This is a genomic window from Paenibacillus agricola, assembly GCF_011440305.1.
In the GTDB taxonomy this organism is placed as follows: domain Bacteria; phylum Bacillota; class Bacilli; order Paenibacillales; family NBRC-103111; genus Paenibacillus_S; species Paenibacillus_S agricola.
Window position 1 is genome coordinate 644882 of sequence record NZ_JAAOIW010000001.1, and the last position, 16335, is coordinate 661216.

The following is a 16335-nucleotide window of genomic DNA, read 5'->3' on the forward strand; positions in this document are numbered from 1 at the left end:
TATCAGAAAGAAAAATCAGAAAGAAAACTTGCACGACTCACTTACTTCACTCGGTGAGGGAGAACTTCCGTTTCTTCTACCCGGTCAACCGTCTTGAAGATAACATCGTGAATATGAATATTGACTTCCTTCACATGTAGTCCCGTCATGGATTCAATAGCATTCTTCACATTAAGCTGTACACCTGCCGCTACCTCAGGAATTCGTGTGCCAAACTCAATGACAATGGATACGTCAACGGCTGCTTCACGTTGGCCAACCTCAACTTTAACACCTTTGGACAAATTTTTACGTCCCAATAGCTCGGCAATTCCACCAGCAAAGCCACCACTCATACCAGCAACGCCAGGAACCTCAATCGTAGCCATACCCGCAATAATTTCAATGACTTCGGGTGCAATCTGGATCGTGCCCATTTCTGTTTTCTCATAATCGGCCGCAATAATCGTCATGGTTAGATGCCTCCTTTGTTGAAATTACGATAAGCAACATGTACTCGCTCTCGTAATGTTTCCATTTATATGTATGCACGAAGTTACAAAACTTGTCTTAGCCACTACTATATCATTATAAGATTACAGTGACAAATAGTAGCTAAGAAGCAGGATCATTCACATCGTGGTCCTCAAGAAATTTAATGTCAAAGTCACCGGAAATAAATTTATGGTGCTCCATCAGCTTTAAATGAAAAGGGATGGTTGAGTGAATACCTTCAACCGTAAATTCGGACAAGGCACGTTTCATACGCTGGATCGCTTCATCCCGAGTTCTTCCCCACACAATCAGCTTGGCGATCATCGAATCATAATGTGGTGAAATGGTATAGCCTGGGTAAGCGGCGCTATCGACCCGGACACCGAATCCACCTGGTGGCAGGTAAAATTGGATTTGTCCAGCCGAAGGCATGAAATTACGGGTAGAATCCTCGGCATTAATTCGGCATTCAATAGCCCAGCCTTCAATTCTCACTTCATCCTGTGTGAAGGATAATGGCTCCCCTTCAGCAACGCGGATCATCTCTTTAATGATATCGATCCGTGTGATCATCTCGGTAACGGGATGCTCAACTTGAATCCGAGTATTCATTTCCATAAAATAAAACTCTCCGTCCGCTCCCAACAGAAATTCCAAAGTGCCCGCTCCCGAATAATTAACGGCTTTTGCTGCACGTACAGCAGCTTGCCCCATCCGTGTGCGAACTTCTTCGGTAATAATCGGGCATGGCGCTTCTTCAACAAGCTTTTGGCGCCTGCGTTGTACGGAACAATCCCGCTCACCCAGATGAACGACATTGCCATGCTTATCTGCCAATATTTGAATTTCCACATGTTTCATTCCGGTCAAATATTTTTCCAAATAAACACCGGCATTGCCAAATGCATTTTGTGCTTCTTGCTGGGCTGTAGTAATTTGTTGAACGAGCATTTCCTCATTATCAGCAATGCGGATTCCTTTGCCGCCTCCTCCGGCTGTTGCTTTAATAATAACGGGATACCCAATTTCACGGGCAATACGTACCGCGTCATCCATATCTTCAACAAGCCCATCGGAACCGGGTATAATAGGTACCTCCGCATGCTTCATGGTAAGCTTGGCGACCGCTTTATCGCCCATCCGATTGATCGCATCCGGCGAAGGCCCGATAAAGGTAATATTACAGCTCTCACAAATTTCGGCAAAGTCGGCATTCTCCGCTAGAAAACCGTAGCCTGGATGAATCGCATCGGTATCAGTCAAAGTCGCGACGCTCATTATATTGGTTAAATTCAGGTAGCTATCCTTTGACAAGGTAGGCCCGATACAATAGGCTTCGTCTGCAAGCCGTACATGCAGCGACTCTCGATCCGCCTCCGAATAGACAGCTACCGTAGATATCCCCATTTCACGGCAAGCGCGAATAATACGGACGGCAATTTCACCACGGTTGGCAATTAATATTTTTTGAAACTTCACGCGTGTTTCCTCCTAAAAGTTTTGCGTTAGCAAAACTGGCTTCTAAGCAATTACTCTGGTTTTACAAGGAACAAAGGTTGTCCGTATTCCACCAATTGTCCGTTTTCAGCCAAAATCTCAACGATTTCACCTTTAATTTCAGCTTCAATCTCATTCATCAGCTTCATCGCTTCGATAATACAGACCACAGACTTCTCTTTGACCTGGCTACCTTTGTCCACAAAATCAGCAGCACCCGGCGAAGAGGCCGTGTAAAATGTACCTACCATGGGAGAAACGATTTTATGTAAGTTTGCATTTGCCGCAGGGGCTATGGGAGCATCCGGCACTGTTATATGGCTTTCCGTATTATGGGCTTGTATAACATTTTGAGGTAAAGATTGGGGTGTTGAATGTTGAAATGAGTGCTGAACAGGTGAAGATGCAAATACTACGGACTCCGTTTTGTTAGGTTTGCGAATAAGCAAACGAGAGCCTTCATTTTCAATTTCTAATTCCTGTAAGGAACTTTGGTCGATCAATTTGATCAATTCTTTAATTTCATTAAGTTTAAACACGAGATTCACTCCTTCAACAATGGTGAAACAATAACGTTGCTATTATACCACAAACCGAATACAAAGAAAGAGTTTCCTCCGATTACTTAGGCGATACTCCTCTATGAGTAAAGTAAAGGGCATCCATTACATCTTCAATCGTTACACCTGGTCCCTTTAGTTCCTTTTTCAAAACGAATGCAATTTCAAACTCGATCTTCAGCTGAATGAATCGGTCGAGCCGAATGGTATCACCGTTGGTATACATCATTTCATTCAGAATGAACCCATAATCCGGCAAATTACAGCCTACCTGAAGTAATTGGATTGGATTACATTACTTGCTTTGGATTCAGCCAAGCTGTGCATACAACCTTTCTAGAATAATATTATTGTGCCGTATTAAACAAGTGTTTACCAAGGATTACCACGAAGTGCATAGGTCATCTATGAAAAGTGAAGCTGCGATAATTTGTAATCAAAACTTAATATCTCCTGCTACATATCGACAGCTACTGCAAATAGTTCCTGCTATATTGAGCTTAGGCTTAGCTAAGCTAAGCACTATGGGAGGGATTACATATGAGTGAAGTTGAGAATGAGGTCATCGTTTTTGAGGAAGCGCTTACAGTAACAGAAGAAGTCGTTGCTGCTGAAGGTACAGCCGAAGCCAATGAGGCTGAAGCTACGCAAGAAGATGTAACGCTGGACGAGCTTGAGGGCGTTACCGAGGAAGATGCAGTCCAAGAAGATGTAGCTGAAGATGAGAGCGAAGAAGATGCCCTTGAAGATGAGGGCGAAGAAGCTGTGGAGGAGGACGAGGAGGAGGACGAAGCAATCTCCGATTCGGCCGAAGATACTAACGAAGCCGAAGAAACCAACGAAATCGTTACGGAGCCAGCGGAATAATAGCTATTCATACATTGGGGCTGTTCCAGAAGTCAGAAATGACTAAGGAACAACCTCTTTTATTTTGTATGGATGTCCCAAGCAGCTTCCAGAAGATCTTGCGGGAAGGCAGTTAGAGCATTGGGGCAACCTAAAAAGCTTCCATGGTCGTTGAGACCCATGGAAGCTCCTTAATTTGCTGTGCTCGCTCAGGGAACAAATTGAACGACGATTCGATCAGCACCAATGTTCAATTCCTGCATGACTCGGTCAATAATGCTGACGGCTTGGCTTTTTTCCAGCTTATTGCTCTGGACGGTTACTCTCCACTTATTGGCTTCTTCCGTAATAACGGCTTGCTTAAATTCAGCCATTAACGTATCCTCCAGATTGGTAACCTTAGCTTCATTATCTTGAAGCTTTCTTAACTCAGCTTCAGCATTGGCTGCTGCTACCGCGCTTTGCTTAGGGTCTGCAAGTATCGTCATCCATTGCTCCGTCTGTTTGGCAAGCTCTTCATTGCGCTTAAGACCCAATCCGGCAAAATAGTCGCTTCCAGATTTCACCTGGGTCATCACCTGTTGGAGCACTTTGGCATCAGCCGCGCTCACCGTGTCATTAGCCTTGGTAGTAGGCTGTGCAAGGGATGGATCTGGGTTAGGTGTGCTGCTAACTTTGTTTTCTGCAGAGGTTGGCGTCGTAGCTTTAGATGGGGCGGTGGGGTTAGCTTGGGCAACAGGCTGTTGTTTCGCAGCCGCTGTAGGATTCGTTGTTGAAGCTGGCGGTGGAGTAGAAGCTGCTTGTGGAGTTGTGGCAGGGCTCGGCTCCGTTGTTGCTGTTGCTTTTGGCGTTGTTTTGGATTCAGCAGGCTTAACGTTCAGATCATTAGTGTTGATCACAATCTCCTTAGCAGACAGCTCCCCACTCCCTTTAGTTGCTGAAGTGCCTGGTTGTCCTGTGACGGTTGAACCCGTTGTTGTAAATTCCAGCTTGCTGACATCCTCGGTAAATAAATAATAAGCGGAAAGCACAACCATCAAGCTTAACATCGATACTAACCAAATTGTTTGTCGCTTAGAGTTCATGTTTGTTCCTCCTTGAGTTTTTATTGTTTACGGGGCAATACCGAAATTCGGTTAGCCGCCACATCCAATCCTCTTTCGACCGCCTCGACCATCATCTTTTTGACAGTCAAATTTTCGGCTCCCTTGGCAACTACCACGACACCCCTAATTTTCGGCTTGATATATTTGAGGATCAGCGGTTGCTTGCCACCGGAAACCTCGTAAATAACGACTTCACCACTACGTGTCACATCGCTAAGATGGCGGGTCGCACCATGCTGATCCTTTTCATTGGTCACCTGCTGGGTTTCCTTCGTATTGTGTTCAACGAAAATTTCCTCTGTCGAATCAATCGTAACCAACACCTCCACTTCGCCTACGCCAACAATTTTACTTAAAAGCTCCTTTAGCTGGGACTGGTAAGCTTCTTCATATTCACGAAAGCTGCTGCGCTCCTTGTTTAAGGTACCACCAAAAGCAGGATTGCTTGACTCTGTGGGAGAGGCCCTCCCTTCACCGATAGGGTCAACATCTTTTATTTGTATAAAAGAGTTAAGTACCATAAACGCTGCTCCAGCTAGGCCCAGTAGCAGTAGCCAACGAAACGTTTGAATCCGTTTCGTTCCATTAGGTCCGCCACCCAGCCATTTCTCCATCCATTTCATCAAACTCCCCACCGGTTCACCTCCCTTGCTTCTACCGATGCAAAAAGCCTCAGATTTTTGACACCTCTACAAAAATAAGCTCATTCGGCACCTGCCATTCCTTGCTGATCAGGCTTTGTATTTGCGACTTTTCCTGTGCAAAAGATGAGCTGGGGCTTGAAGTCACGTTTGAATTGGAACTGGAACCTGAGGTTGAAGGTGAGGTTGCGATTGAATCTGCACTTGTAGCCGAGCTTCCATCGGTACTCCCCCCTTTGTTCGCAGCTCCATCGGCCCGAATCGCTATCGATACCGGTTTGACAGGCTCAACCTGCAGCGCCTTAAGCTTCGGCTCCGCTTGCTTCGACGAAACAGCCTCATTGCGTTGCGATACCTGTAGGTGGATCGCAATAATTTGCATTTGCCCCTGTGCATCCTTGCCTGTTTCCACATTCAAGCTTTGCACCTTGAAGGGTAACGCTTGCTCCACATTTTGCTTCATCAATGTGGTGATTTGCTGCTGCATGAGCTGCTGCGAGCGCTTCTCCTGCGCGGTTTGCAGCTGCACAGCCTGCTGCTGGATGCTTTCCAGCGTTTGCATGCCGGCGTTAGGTGCCTGTGCCAGCTTCTGCCCGCCACCCGCCATCTGCAGCGTAGATGAGGGACTGAATGCCGGGATTGCGGCTGCCGGAGCCGATTTCCCTTGGAGCAAAACATCAGCATCCGCCAGCAATTGGTCAATGGAGGTTTGCTTTTGCAATAAGGAGAGCACAGGCTGAAGCAGCGTTAATAAAATAAACAGGCTTATTACCGTTTTGACATACCGCTGCATCGTCTGGCTGGGAAGCAGAATGTCAACGAACGATGCCAGCAAAATGACCATAACAACAGACTTAAGCCAGTCTGATAACCAGTCCATGGCATCCGCCCCTTCCTCTCTACCCACCTGTTTGGTATCAGCGCATCATCACAGACAGGTTGCCCGCTGCAATGAGCATCGTGATTGCCAGAAAAAACATCAGGCCTACTACAGCCAGTGCGGCGAAAACATAAATTAAGCTTTTCCCAATCGTATCCAAGCAAGCGATGATCGGGCTGTCACCAAGCGGCTGCATGACGGCTGCTGACAGGTTGTATATGAAGGCTAGCGCCATTATTTTCAAGGCAGGAAATGCGCAAAGAATCAGCAAAATAATTAATCCGGCCAAACCGACCGCATTTTTGACCAGCAAGGAAGCACCAATTACCGTTTCGGAGGCGTCAGAGAACATTTTTCCGACAACAGGAACGAAATTGCCGGCGATATATTTGGCTGTACGGATCGTGACCCCATCAACTACAGCGCTGCCCACACCCCGAACCGAAACCACGCCGAGAAAAACCGTAATAAACACACCCAAGCAGCCTACGCTAATCGTTCTTAGCAGGTTAGCCAATTGGGTAACCTTATACTTGTCTGACAAGGAGCTAACGATATGGAGCACAGCTGAGAAAAACAGTAGCGGGAACACGACCAGATAAATAGCGGTGCCCACGGCATGGATCATAAACACAATCAAAGGATGAAGCACGGACACCGACACTACATTGCCCATCGAGGCCAGCAAGGTCAGCAGCAGCGGAACAATGGCAATCATAAAATGGATCATTTCACTGATGGCCGCATTGGCATATCCAATCGCAACACTAAAGCTGTTCGCAGCTATTATCATCAACACCATAAATGTGATCGCATAGGCGACTTTACTGACATTATTTTTCTCAAAAGCGCTTTGCAGCGTTTCTAGGATCATGCTGAAAATAGAAAGCACAACGATGGATGCCAGCAGCTTCCCGTTATAGACCAGCTCATGAAAAAAATAACGGAAAATCCCAGAGAAAATCGTACTCATCCGAAAATCCTTGGCACCCGTCAGCAATTCATTGAAGGTGGGTGTGCGGCTATCCGGAAAATAACCCCCGTAGGTCGTCATCAGCCGTGTCCAGTATTGCTCGACAGGATCAGTTTGCAGCTTCTCCGCCTGTTCTTTAATGATTTGTTCAACAGGTGTTGCAGCCTCCACCTGAGCGGATTTCCCCTTAAATTCTGCACTGCCGGGACCCCAAATAAATAGATATAAGGTGCATGCAAGCAGCAGCCACAAGGTTTTGATTCTTGCAGATTTTCGTTCCTCCAGTTGGCTGGGCGTGGAGAGTATTTTCAACGATTTCGGCGGCATCATTAGCTTCATTAGCTTCATCTCCTGGAACTTTTGAGACTTCATATTAAGCGGGCAGCAGCTTGACAACCGTTTCAATAATGACGGATACAATTGGTATCGCCATAACCATAATTAAAATTTTTCCAGAAAGCTCGATTTTGGAGGCAATCGATTCTTGCCCTGCATCCCTGACGATCTGGGCTCCGAATTCAGCAATATAAGCGATTCCGATAATTTTCAAAATCGTTTTAAGAAAAATCATATCGATGCTTGCTTTGTCCGCCAAATCCTCCAGCACATGGATGACCATAGCGATTTTGCCAATCAAAAACAAAAATATCGTAATCCCTGTAAAAGCGGTAATTAGAAAAGCAAACATCGGCTTCTGTTCTTTGAGAACCAGGACGAGAATAGTTGCAAAAATGCTTAATCCCACAATCTGGACAATCTCCACACGCTTCACCTACTGGAATAAAAAGATGGTTTTGATTTCCTGAAACAAGCTGTCCAGCATCCTGACTACCATAAAAAGCACCACTACAAACCCAATTAATGTCACCCAATGTGCCATATCCTCTTTACCCATTTGTTTAAGCACAGTGTGAATCATTGCGATAATAATTCCGATTCCGGCAATCTGGAATATCGCATTCACGTCTATATTCATTCGCGGCACCTCACCCCTGGCCTGTTACCCTTCTCCTAGAAACAACCGAAAGTCAGCGGTCGTTATTATTCGGTGTTTCCTATCCCTAGTACATCAAAATAACGATTAATGCCCCCATTAACAGCCCTAAGCTTCGCCACATGCTTTCGTATCTTTTGCGTTCTTCAACAGCTGTATCAAGCTCGCCTTCGAGCTGATGGATCGCCAAACGGATATGCTTGACCTGGTCGTTGCTGTCCGAAAGTCCAAGTGTAGTCCCAAGCTGCCTCGCTATGTCCTGCTCACCGGTTTTTAAGGCAGTATGCTTCCAATGTATAGCAATTGCTTCCCCCCAAATATGCTGCACCGTTCTCCCCGCCGCATGCTTCAATTCCTCGGCCGCATAACGGAATAGCAGGCTGACAGGTGCCGGGCAAGTATGGGCAAGCTGCTGAAGCGCTTGTGGCAATGGTGTCATCGCATACACCATTTCTGTCTCCAGCCTTTGCAGGGACCGCACCAAATCCGCGATTTGCTTGGGTCGGCGAGCAAACTGTTGGGCCTGGTAAAAGCCAAACAGCGTTGCGGACAACAGGATCAATATCGCCCCGAGCAGCTTTAGCATAAGGCTTTCCCCTCATCCCTGCTGGCCCTGCTGGCACTGTTGCTGGGCACGGATTCAGGTACGAACAACGGGCGGCCTTCGCCATCGTAGACAGCTGCAATCGATCCTGTAGTAGGGTGCTTGCCCAGCAGCACAATACGTGTGAACACCGCTTCCTGGAGCAATTCCTTAAGCACCGGGCGGTGCGATAGGTCTGCATAATCAGAGCCATGTGCGGTAGCGATGACACGGATGCCGGCATGAACCGCTTCATGAATGGCTGCTGCATCCTCGGGACGACCAATCTCATCCACAATGATAAGCTCGGGCGACATTGAGCGGATCATCATCATCATCCCCTCCGCTTTCGGGCAGCCATCAAGCACATCGGTACGTGGTCCGAGGTCAAAGCGCGGCACACCTCTTGTACAAGCTGCGATCTCGGAGCGTTCATCGACGATGCCTACTTTGTAGCCACGCGGCATGTCCAGCTTTGGCTGGAGCGCCAGAGGTGGTGACGTTGAGGTTGGCGTTGATGGCATCCTTGTCAACGCTTGTGGCGGCTGGCGTATCGGCTCCACTTCCGGTGGTGTCCGTGATGGTGTACGCGTCGGTACTCGCGGTGGCACCCCCAACAACTTCGGAGGTTCCTCAGCTACCGTTATACCGCCACTGCTTAATAGGCGCGCCAAGTCGCGGATTAACGTTGTTTTCCCTTGCTGGGGCGGAGATACGATTAACGTATGATGAATGCCAGCCGGGCTGGATGCATCGATTAAGTAAGGGAGAAGCTTAAGTGCGCAGCCTGTATGCTCCTTGGCAATTCGAATATTAAAGGAGCTGATATCCTTCAGCAGCTTGACCTTGCCTTGCTCCAATACAGCTCGCCCGGCAAGGCCAACTCGATGGCCTCCTGCTACGGTTATATAGCCTCGTCGGAGCTCTTCTTCAAACGTGTACAAGGAGTGTTGGGTCAGCATTTCCAGCAGCACAGCACAATCCTCATGAGTGGCCCTGTAGGCGATCGCGGGATCCTCGCACAAACCGCCCGCTTCGGAAACAAAGCTATACCGCTGCTCTAAGCCAAGCTCCAGCGGACGTTGCTCGCGGACTCGTATTTCCTGCACGGTTTGCATAATGGCAAATGGTAGAGACGCTAGTCTTTGGCGCAAGGGGCCAGAAAAAAACGGAAGAAGTGTCTGCATCAGGCATCCCCCTGTCTGTGTTTGGACTATTTCATAGTTATATGTATGCTTGGCCTACTCAAATATGACCGTTTATTTTCGCAATATGCCTATGAAAATACAGCTGACACCTAACAAAACCCAGATCAATTTACCTATCGACAGCTTGTCCGCCAGCCCAGCCAGCCCGATTGTTGTTGTCGCCAGCAAGATGAGCGGCCCCACCATAGCTAGCCCTGTGTTGACCAGCAACGCCTTTTCAATCTGGTTGAAACGCAGCATCAATAGCGCGGCAATGATCTCAATGCTTCCTGATAACAGGCGCAGCATAGCCATGGCCCATACAATTTTAATAATCAAATGGCTCCTCTCCTCTCTCTATCATCCTTATGCGGACTTATCTTGATTTAGGCATAATGGGCACCATGCTAATTCTGGGTGCATATGATGTCGAAGCAATTAATCAAATCACTGCGAGGCGATAAAATGGAAGTAACTTCACAATTACAGTGGCATCCTCTATTAAGCGATCCATCGGGCAAAAGGACAGATAAACCAAGATTGTTAGGCAAAACGATGGTGATTGACAAAGGACTAGGACTTCATGCACTTGAAGATTTGCTGCAAACAGCTGGTTGTTATGTGGATTTTCTGAAAATCGGTTTTGGCACCTCGCCGCTTTATGAGCCGGATCTACTTAAACAAAAAATTGCCATGGCCAAGGAGCAGCAAATTGTTGTTTATCCCGGAGGCACTTTCTTGGAGGTCGCTATCCAGCAGGAAGCCGTCGATGAGTTTTTTGAGATGGTCGCCTTGATGGGATTTAACGGTGTGGAAATTTCCGATGGAACGATTGAGTTGGAGCGTGGTTACCGCAGCCAGCTGATTACGCGAGCCCGCCAATCAGGTTTAATGGTCATTACCGAATACGGAAAAAAATGCTGGGGCTCTTCAATTGAAATTGAAGAATTAATTGAAACAGTCCTCATTGATACCCAGCTTGGAGCCAGCCTGGTTACCATAGAAGGAAGGGAATCCGGCAAAGGCGTAGGCATATTTGACCAAAATGGAGCTTGCAAGGACGATGACATCCTAAAGATGATCGAGCGTGTGCCTAACAGCCATTTATTGCTATGGGAAGCTCCGAATAAGGAACAGCAGGTACATTTAATGAAGCTGCTTGGAACGGATATTCACCTAGGGAATGTAGCGCCGACGGAATTGATTTCATTGGAGGCGCTACGAAGAGGACTTCGCTCGGATACGATGCATTTGGGAACAGAAGCTCCATATGTGTACGTGGCGGATTGGGTGATCTAAGTGGACATTCAAGTTATTCCCTATATCAATGAGGCTTGTTGGGATGATCTTGCACATAAAACCGTCATTGTCATCGATGTGTTACGTGCTACCAGCACCATAGTCACAGCACTTGCCCATGGCTGCGAAGCCATTTATCCGGTTGAAACGGTGCTTGAAGCCAAGCAGCTTAAGCAAGAGCATCCTTCTTGGCTAACTGGCGGGGAGCGCTCCTGCAAAAAAATCCCCGGGTTCAACTTTGGAAATTCGCCCTTTGAGTATTTGGACGACCAATTTGCGGGTTACCCGATTATTTTAACAACTACGAATGGAACCCGAGCGATCCGTAAAGCTCATAGAGCTTGTACGATCCTCATTGCCTCCCTGTTAAATGGCAGGGCTTGCGCAAGTGAAGCAGCAGCTTTGAACAAGGACATCGTGCTGCTTTGCTCGGGTACACAGGATGTTTTCTCCTTCGAAGACGGGATTTGTGCAGGGCAAATTATTGAGGAGCTGTATGGGGCTGTCCAAGGTAAAGATGTGGAGCTGCACATTGATGATTTTGGACTGAGCATGCTATACGCATTCCGCCATATACAACCCGGGATGACAGAGACTTTGCTGCATTGCAGTAACGGCAAACGGCTGACCAAGCTCGGGTTTCGCGAGGATGTTACGTATTGCTCCCAGATGAATCTAATTCAGCTCGTACCGATTGTGGTGGGTGATCGGATTACCGCTTTACCGGTAAGGCAAAGCCAGCTGGCAAGCCAATATCATTAGCATGGCATGAAATACATGCTTGTCTCATACAATGAAATGGAAATCCATGAGGCAAGGAGTCCTGAAGATGAATGGTGAAATCCTGCTTGTAGCGCTGATTATTATCGGACTGATCGGGCGCTCGCATATTATTACAACAGCAGCTTGTGTACTGCTGATTATTAAACTTATCAGCCTCGACCGCTATTTGCCGACGATTGAACGCAGAGGCTTGGAGCTGGGTTTGCTGTTTCTAACGATGGGCGTGCTGGTACCTTTTGCCAGCGAGAAAATATCGTTAAAGGACGTCGGCAATATGTTTACGACTTGGCCTGGTATTCTCGCCTTGTTAGGCGGCGCCATCGCCACTTACATGAATGGCAAAGGACTAGGCTTACTAAAAATAGACCCACAATTAATTGTGGGTCTTGTTATCGGTTCGATCTTTGGGATCATTTTCCTTAGGGGTATTCCCGTCGGTCCGTTAATGGCGGCGGGAATTACCGCTTTTTTATTAAAAATATTTACATTCATTTTTGATAAATGGAAATAAGGATTACCGTCGATCCGAAGGTCCACCAACAAAGACCTGCTGCTCTGTGTCCAAGCCATATGCGGTATGTAGCGCTTGGATCACTTCTGGCAAACGACCGCTGTCGATGACGCATGAGGTTTTGATTTCAGACGTACTGACCATATTGATGCTAAGCCCCAAGTCAGAAATAACTTCGAACATTTTGGCTGCAACACCTGGTGTACTAACCATACCTGCGCCAACAATCGAAACCTTAACGAGATTTTCCTGGGAAGTCACTTCGCGGAAGCCAACAGTACCACGAATACTTTCAATTACCGCTACGGCTTTATCTTTATCGGAAAGCGCTACGGTGAACGCAAAATCAGCCAATCCATTAAGCACACCGCTTTGTACGATAATATCGACGTCAATTTGCTCTTTGGCAAGAGCCGTGAATACTTTGGCTAATTGGCCCGGCTTCTCATCTACGCCCAAAATACTGATTCTTGCTACATTTTTGTCGCTCGCGATCCCACGAACTACGATGCCTTGCTCCATGGCTGCTTCCTCCTTGACTTGAGTACCTTCGTTATGGTTAAAGCTGGATCTGACGACCAGCGGTACGTTGTAATTTTTGGCATATTCCACAGCTCTTGGATGAAGCACCGCAGCGCCTAGATTCGCTAACTCCAGCATTTCGTCATAAGTAATTTCCGGAAGCTTACGCGCACATTTAACCACACGAGGATCAGTTGAATAAATTCCATCTACATCTGTAAAAATTTCGCAAACATCTGCTTGAATTGCAGCAGCCAAAGCTACAGCCGTTGTATCTGATCCACCACGCCCTAAGGTCGTGATTTCGCCATCCTCGGTCATCCCTTGGAATCCGGCCACAATAACGACTTTCCCCTGCTCCAAAGCTGTAAAAATACGTTCGGGTTTAATATCGGTAATCCGTGCTTTTCCATGAACCGCCTCTGTATACATGCCAGCCTGCCAGCCTGTAAACGACACAGCCGCTTGCCCGAGGCTTTGGATCGTGATGGATAACAAAGCTACAGAAACCTGCTCACCTGTACTCAGCAGCATATCCATTTCCCTAGAGGGTGGTGTTTCCGAGCTGATTTGCTTCGTCAAATCGATCAAATCATCCGTAGTATCCCCCATTGCAGAAACGACGACCACACATTGATGCCCTTCCCGCTGTCTTTCCACAATACGGCCCGCAACGCGTTTCATCCGCTCCGCGTCACCAACCGAGCTTCCACCGAATTTCATTACTATAAGAGACAAGCTGTTCACTCCCTAACGAAACTTTTACATAACAATGGTTTATTATAGCATAACAGCCGATCAGGGTGAAATAAAAAGTGTTAGACTTGCTGGTAGCTAGGCAACGGAATCCAGCCCGCATCTGGAAGCAAATCCTTGCGGGTTAGCTTCGCTCCGGTAATAAGCTGCATATAGGAAGCAATCGTGCCATCGTGGCTAACGATATATAGCGTATCCTTCTCCAGCTTCTGGCACCATTCCATAAATTGGTTGGCCCATTTCTCGAATAGCAGCGTCGGCTGTGTATTAATACCTTGCAGCCACAGATAGGCTGGAACATCCGGAGGCAGTGCAAAATCGTCAAAGCAATCCGCTAAACAGGAGGGCTCCAGCATCTCATCGCAGCGCATCGTCCTGAAATCGAATTTGGGCGGAAATTGGCGCGGACCTGCTGCGGGATGAACAAAACGCGCAGCGCCAGTACCGCTGCACCAAAGGCGCGCGGTTTGCAGCGTACGCCGGGTCGGGCTGGCAATAACTGCATGGCGTTCCGTTAACGGCAGCGCCGCTCTTAAACGTTCAACCTGACTCTTCCCCAACTCGGTGAGTCCAGGATTCGCCAAGTTATAGCTCTCAGGGATTTGCTGAGTGTGCTCTCCTTGGCCATGACAAACAAAAACGATCTCCATCTGAGATCACCCTCTCTGGTTGTTACCCTTATTTTATGCAGAAGCAGCCTGCCTCATATCCGTTAGTTTGGTAAATAAACTACTTTATACCTATATACCCAAAGTTCGAGCCCCAAGAATCGTAGGAGGCGTAAATAGTGGTGGTTTTCATTCACACCGTTGCTGTTTTCCACCTGCCATTTTTATACCTGAAATAGATGATGGCCGTTCGAACCACCTGATCTATCGCAATAGATAAATACGCTCCGATGATGCCCCAATGAAAGACAAGTACAAAAAGCACGCTCAAAAACCCACGAAAAATAAAAACGCCGATAAAGGTCGAAATCATTGGAAACCGGGTATCGCCTGCGCCGCGTAATGCACCTGCCAAAATAAATTGGGAGGCCTGAAAGGTCTGGAAGAGCCCGATGATCCTTAATGCAGCAACCCCCGCGTCAATAACCTCAGGATCATGTGTATATAACATCATAATGTAGGGAGCCAGCACAATAAAAGCTACACCCATCAGCCCACCAAATATACGCCCGAATCGGCTCGTTTCCCAACCGAATTTTTCAGCCAGATCCGGCCTGCCCGCTCCAAGCCCTTGACCTACCAGTGTGCTTGCTGCGAGAGCAAACGCCATGCCGGGCATAAAAGTAAAGCCCATCACATTAAAGCAAATCGTATGTGCAGCAAATACGGCCGTACCCAAGCCGCTCACCACTAACGTTAGCACCAGCTGCCCTGCCCGCAAGGCGAATTGCTCACCCGCCGAAGGCAGACCGAGCTTAACAATGCGACGAATGACCGGATAATCGATGCGGAACAAATGTCTCCAAGACAGCTTAATAATTGCGCTTTTACCGAATACAACATAAACGACCCAAATCGTAGCCATGCCTCTGGCCACGGTAGTGGCAATCGCGGCACCGATGAGTCCGAAGCCAGGAATGGCACCTACCCCGTAGATAAGCGGGTATCCCAATACAACCACAAGGATGTTCGACAGCACATTGATTTTCATCGGTGTTCTCGTATCCCCTGCCCCACGCAGTATAGCAGACAGGCTTGTGGAAATTACTGTAAATCCCAAAGAGAGAAACATAATTTGTGCATACCCTACACCTTCGTGAAGCACCTCTGGAGATGCACCCAATAGCATCAGGATCTTTTCCGCATAGATATAACTAAGTCCGTTTACTACAATAGAAAGAAGCAGGCTAAGCATAAACGTTTGCTGTGCCGTGCGGGTAGCATCCTGAATATCACCTGAACCCATCGCTCTGGCAATAATCGCCGTTGTGCCGATGTTCAGAGCCATAAAGATCGCCAATGCAAAAAAAACAGGCTGGTTTGTTAAACCAACCGCCGTTACTGCTGCTGCACCTAAATGGCCAACCATTACCATCACAATCATCTGCAGCAAATTCATCATCATATTCTCGACGAGCGAAGGTCCGGCAAGCTGGAGAATCACTTTACGAATTTCCTTTTTGCCGCCTGTTTCCAGCCGGAGCAACTGCTCGGAATCTAACAAACGTTTATGTTTCTTCGGCGGCGGTTCTGGTAGAGCGCTTTCAACAACAGTTTGCTGAACCATTCGTTACCCTTCTTTCGACTTTCTGAATAAGATGGCGGGAAGTAGGCAGCCTTGCCGCTCAAGCTTAAGGCTGCCACTTTCTCCCTGCCAATCTGAGACGGCGTAATCGTTGCAGCATAGCAAAACCAAGGAGTGCACCTAATACATTTAATAAAATATCATCTACATCAAAGCTGCCCACCTTAAAGACCCATTGGGTCGCTTCAACCAAAAGCAGGGCCAACGTAAAGCGCCATATGATTTGAAAATAGCCTTGAACACGCGGAAATATTAATGGAACCAACAAGCCAAAAGGAATAAAGGCTGCAACATTGCCAAACAAATTAATGATCCAGGTATCAAAATTATAATAACGGTAACCAGAGATATAATTGCCAATGGTTTTAAAAGGAACCAGGTTCATCATTCTTTCTGTCCGTCCTGCACGCGAAAACCCGAAGAATAGGAGATAACACATAAATGCTGAATATCCCGTAAGCATCATACCT

The 16335-nt window shown here is 47.3% G+C and carries 21 protein-coding genes; 4 read left to right on the forward strand and 17 right to left on the reverse strand.

Annotated elements, in window-relative coordinates:
* Positions 1–41: 41 nt before the first annotated feature.
* The 4 genes from G9U52_RS03180 to G9U52_RS03195 all read right to left on the reverse strand — a co-directional run bounded on the left by G9U52_RS03180 (position 42) and on the right by G9U52_RS03195 (position 2790).
* On the reverse strand, positions 42–452 hold the full coding sequence (locus tag G9U52_RS03180) for an Asp23/Gls24 family envelope stress response protein (RefSeq protein ID WP_166146012.1): 411 nt from the start codon (positions 450–452) through the stop codon (positions 42–44).
* A 142-nt stretch (positions 453–594) separates the two neighbouring features.
* Positions 595–1953, reverse strand: a complete 1359-nt coding sequence (gene accC / locus G9U52_RS03185) for an acetyl-CoA carboxylase biotin carboxylase subunit (RefSeq protein ID WP_166146015.1) — start codon at positions 1951–1953, stop codon at positions 595–597.
* 50 nt (positions 1954–2003) lie between these two features.
* Complete coding sequence (accB, locus tag G9U52_RS03190) at positions 2004–2510, reverse strand: acetyl-CoA carboxylase biotin carboxyl carrier protein (RefSeq protein WP_166146018.1); 507 nt, start codon at positions 2508–2510, stop codon at positions 2004–2006.
* Positions 2511–2592: 82 nt separating this feature from the next.
* On the reverse strand, positions 2593–2790 hold the full coding sequence (locus G9U52_RS03195; RefSeq protein ID WP_166146020.1) for a hypothetical protein: 198 nt from the start codon (positions 2788–2790) through the stop codon (positions 2593–2595).
* 281 nt (positions 2791–3071) lie between these two features.
* Here G9U52_RS03195 and G9U52_RS03200 point away from each other — a divergent pair, with 281 nt between their 5' ends.
* On the forward strand, positions 3072–3398 hold the full coding sequence (locus tag G9U52_RS03200; RefSeq protein WP_166146023.1) for a hypothetical protein: 327 nt from the start codon (positions 3072–3074) through the stop codon (positions 3396–3398).
* A 188-nt stretch (positions 3399–3586) separates the two neighbouring features.
* Here the strand turns inward: G9U52_RS03200 and G9U52_RS03205 are convergent, their stop codons facing one another.
* The 9 genes from G9U52_RS03205 to G9U52_RS03245 all read right to left on the reverse strand — a co-directional run bounded on the left by G9U52_RS03205 (position 3587) and on the right by G9U52_RS03245 (position 10080).
* Positions 3587–4462 carry a SpoIIIAH-like family protein gene (locus G9U52_RS03205; RefSeq protein WP_166146028.1) on the reverse strand — a complete coding sequence of 292 codons (876 nt, stop codon included), beginning with the start codon at positions 4460–4462 and terminating at the stop codon, positions 3587–3589.
* Positions 4463–4482: 20 nt separating this feature from the next.
* Positions 4483–5109: a stage III sporulation protein AG gene (spoIIIAG, locus tag G9U52_RS03210; protein WP_243767131.1), complete on the reverse strand. Its 627-nt coding sequence runs from the start codon at positions 5107–5109 to the stop codon at positions 4483–4485.
* Between the two features lie 46 nt (positions 5110–5155).
* Positions 5156–6004, reverse strand: coding sequence for a stage III sporulation protein AF (gene spoIIIAF, locus G9U52_RS03215; RefSeq protein ID WP_166146034.1), 849 nt, complete (start codon positions 6002–6004; stop codon positions 5156–5158).
* Positions 6005–6041: 37 nt separating this feature from the next.
* On the reverse strand, positions 6042–7307 hold the full coding sequence (spoIIIAE, locus tag G9U52_RS03220) for a stage III sporulation protein AE (RefSeq protein ID WP_243767132.1): 1266 nt from the start codon (positions 7305–7307) through the stop codon (positions 6042–6044).
* 43 nt (positions 7308–7350) lie between these two features.
* Positions 7351–7740 carry a stage III sporulation protein AD gene (spoIIIAD, locus tag G9U52_RS03225; RefSeq protein WP_166146037.1) on the reverse strand — a complete coding sequence of 130 codons (390 nt, stop codon included), beginning with the start codon at positions 7738–7740 and terminating at the stop codon, positions 7351–7353.
* A gap of 9 nt (positions 7741–7749) precedes the next feature.
* Positions 7750–7953 carry a stage III sporulation protein AC gene (gene spoIIIAC / locus G9U52_RS03230; RefSeq protein ID WP_166146040.1) on the reverse strand — a complete coding sequence of 68 codons (204 nt, stop codon included), beginning with the start codon at positions 7951–7953 and terminating at the stop codon, positions 7750–7752.
* Between the two features lie 85 nt (positions 7954–8038).
* A complete protein-coding gene (spoIIIAB, locus tag G9U52_RS03235) occupies positions 8039–8557 on the reverse strand; it encodes a stage III sporulation protein SpoIIIAB (RefSeq protein WP_166146043.1) in 519 nt (172 codons plus the stop codon).
* Positions 8551–9744, reverse strand: a complete 1194-nt coding sequence (locus tag G9U52_RS39700; protein ID WP_375790223.1) for an AAA ATPase domain-containing protein — start codon at positions 9742–9744, stop codon at positions 8551–8553. Before G9U52_RS39700 ends, spoIIIAB begins: the two co-directional genes overlap by 7 nt.
* 69 nt (positions 9745–9813) lie before the next feature.
* Positions 9814–10080 (reverse strand): YqhV family protein, encoded by a 267-nt coding sequence (locus G9U52_RS03245; protein WP_166146046.1) that lies wholly within the window; start codon positions 10078–10080, stop codon positions 9814–9816.
* A gap of 126 nt (positions 10081–10206) precedes the next feature.
* On the opposite strand from G9U52_RS03245, the gene comA reads away from it, so the two are divergent.
* The 3 genes from comA (at position 10207) to G9U52_RS03260 (ending at position 12334) form a co-directional block, all read left to right on the forward strand.
* A complete protein-coding gene (gene comA, locus G9U52_RS03250) occupies positions 10207–11040 on the forward strand; it encodes a phosphosulfolactate synthase (RefSeq protein WP_166146049.1) in 834 nt (277 codons plus the stop codon).
* Positions 11041–11802, forward strand: coding sequence for a 2-phosphosulfolactate phosphatase (locus tag G9U52_RS03255; protein WP_166146052.1), 762 nt, complete (start codon positions 11041–11043; stop codon positions 11800–11802).
* Between the two features lie 67 nt (positions 11803–11869).
* Complete coding sequence (locus tag G9U52_RS03260; protein WP_166146055.1) at positions 11870–12334, forward strand: DUF441 domain-containing protein; 465 nt, start codon at positions 11870–11872, stop codon at positions 12332–12334.
* 3 nt (positions 12335–12337) lie between these two features.
* On the opposite strand, the gene G9U52_RS03265 is transcribed toward G9U52_RS03260, so the two are convergent.
* From G9U52_RS03265 to G9U52_RS03280, 4 genes are all read right to left on the reverse strand, one after another.
* Positions 12338–13594 carry an aspartate kinase gene (locus tag G9U52_RS03265; protein ID WP_166146058.1) on the reverse strand — a complete coding sequence of 419 codons (1257 nt, stop codon included), beginning with the start codon at positions 13592–13594 and terminating at the stop codon, positions 12338–12340.
* Between the two features lie 80 nt (positions 13595–13674).
* On the reverse strand, positions 13675–14262 hold the full coding sequence (locus G9U52_RS03270) for a histidine phosphatase family protein (protein WP_166146061.1): 588 nt from the start codon (positions 14260–14262) through the stop codon (positions 13675–13677).
* A 151-nt stretch (positions 14263–14413) separates the two neighbouring features.
* Positions 14414–15847, reverse strand: coding sequence for an MATE family efflux transporter (locus G9U52_RS03275; protein WP_166146064.1), 1434 nt, complete (start codon positions 15845–15847; stop codon positions 14414–14416).
* A 64-nt stretch (positions 15848–15911) separates the two neighbouring features.
* Complete coding sequence (locus tag G9U52_RS03280; RefSeq protein WP_207952754.1) at positions 15912–16304, reverse strand: VanZ family protein; 393 nt, start codon at positions 16302–16304, stop codon at positions 15912–15914.
* Between the last annotated feature and the right edge of the window lie 31 nt (positions 16305–16335).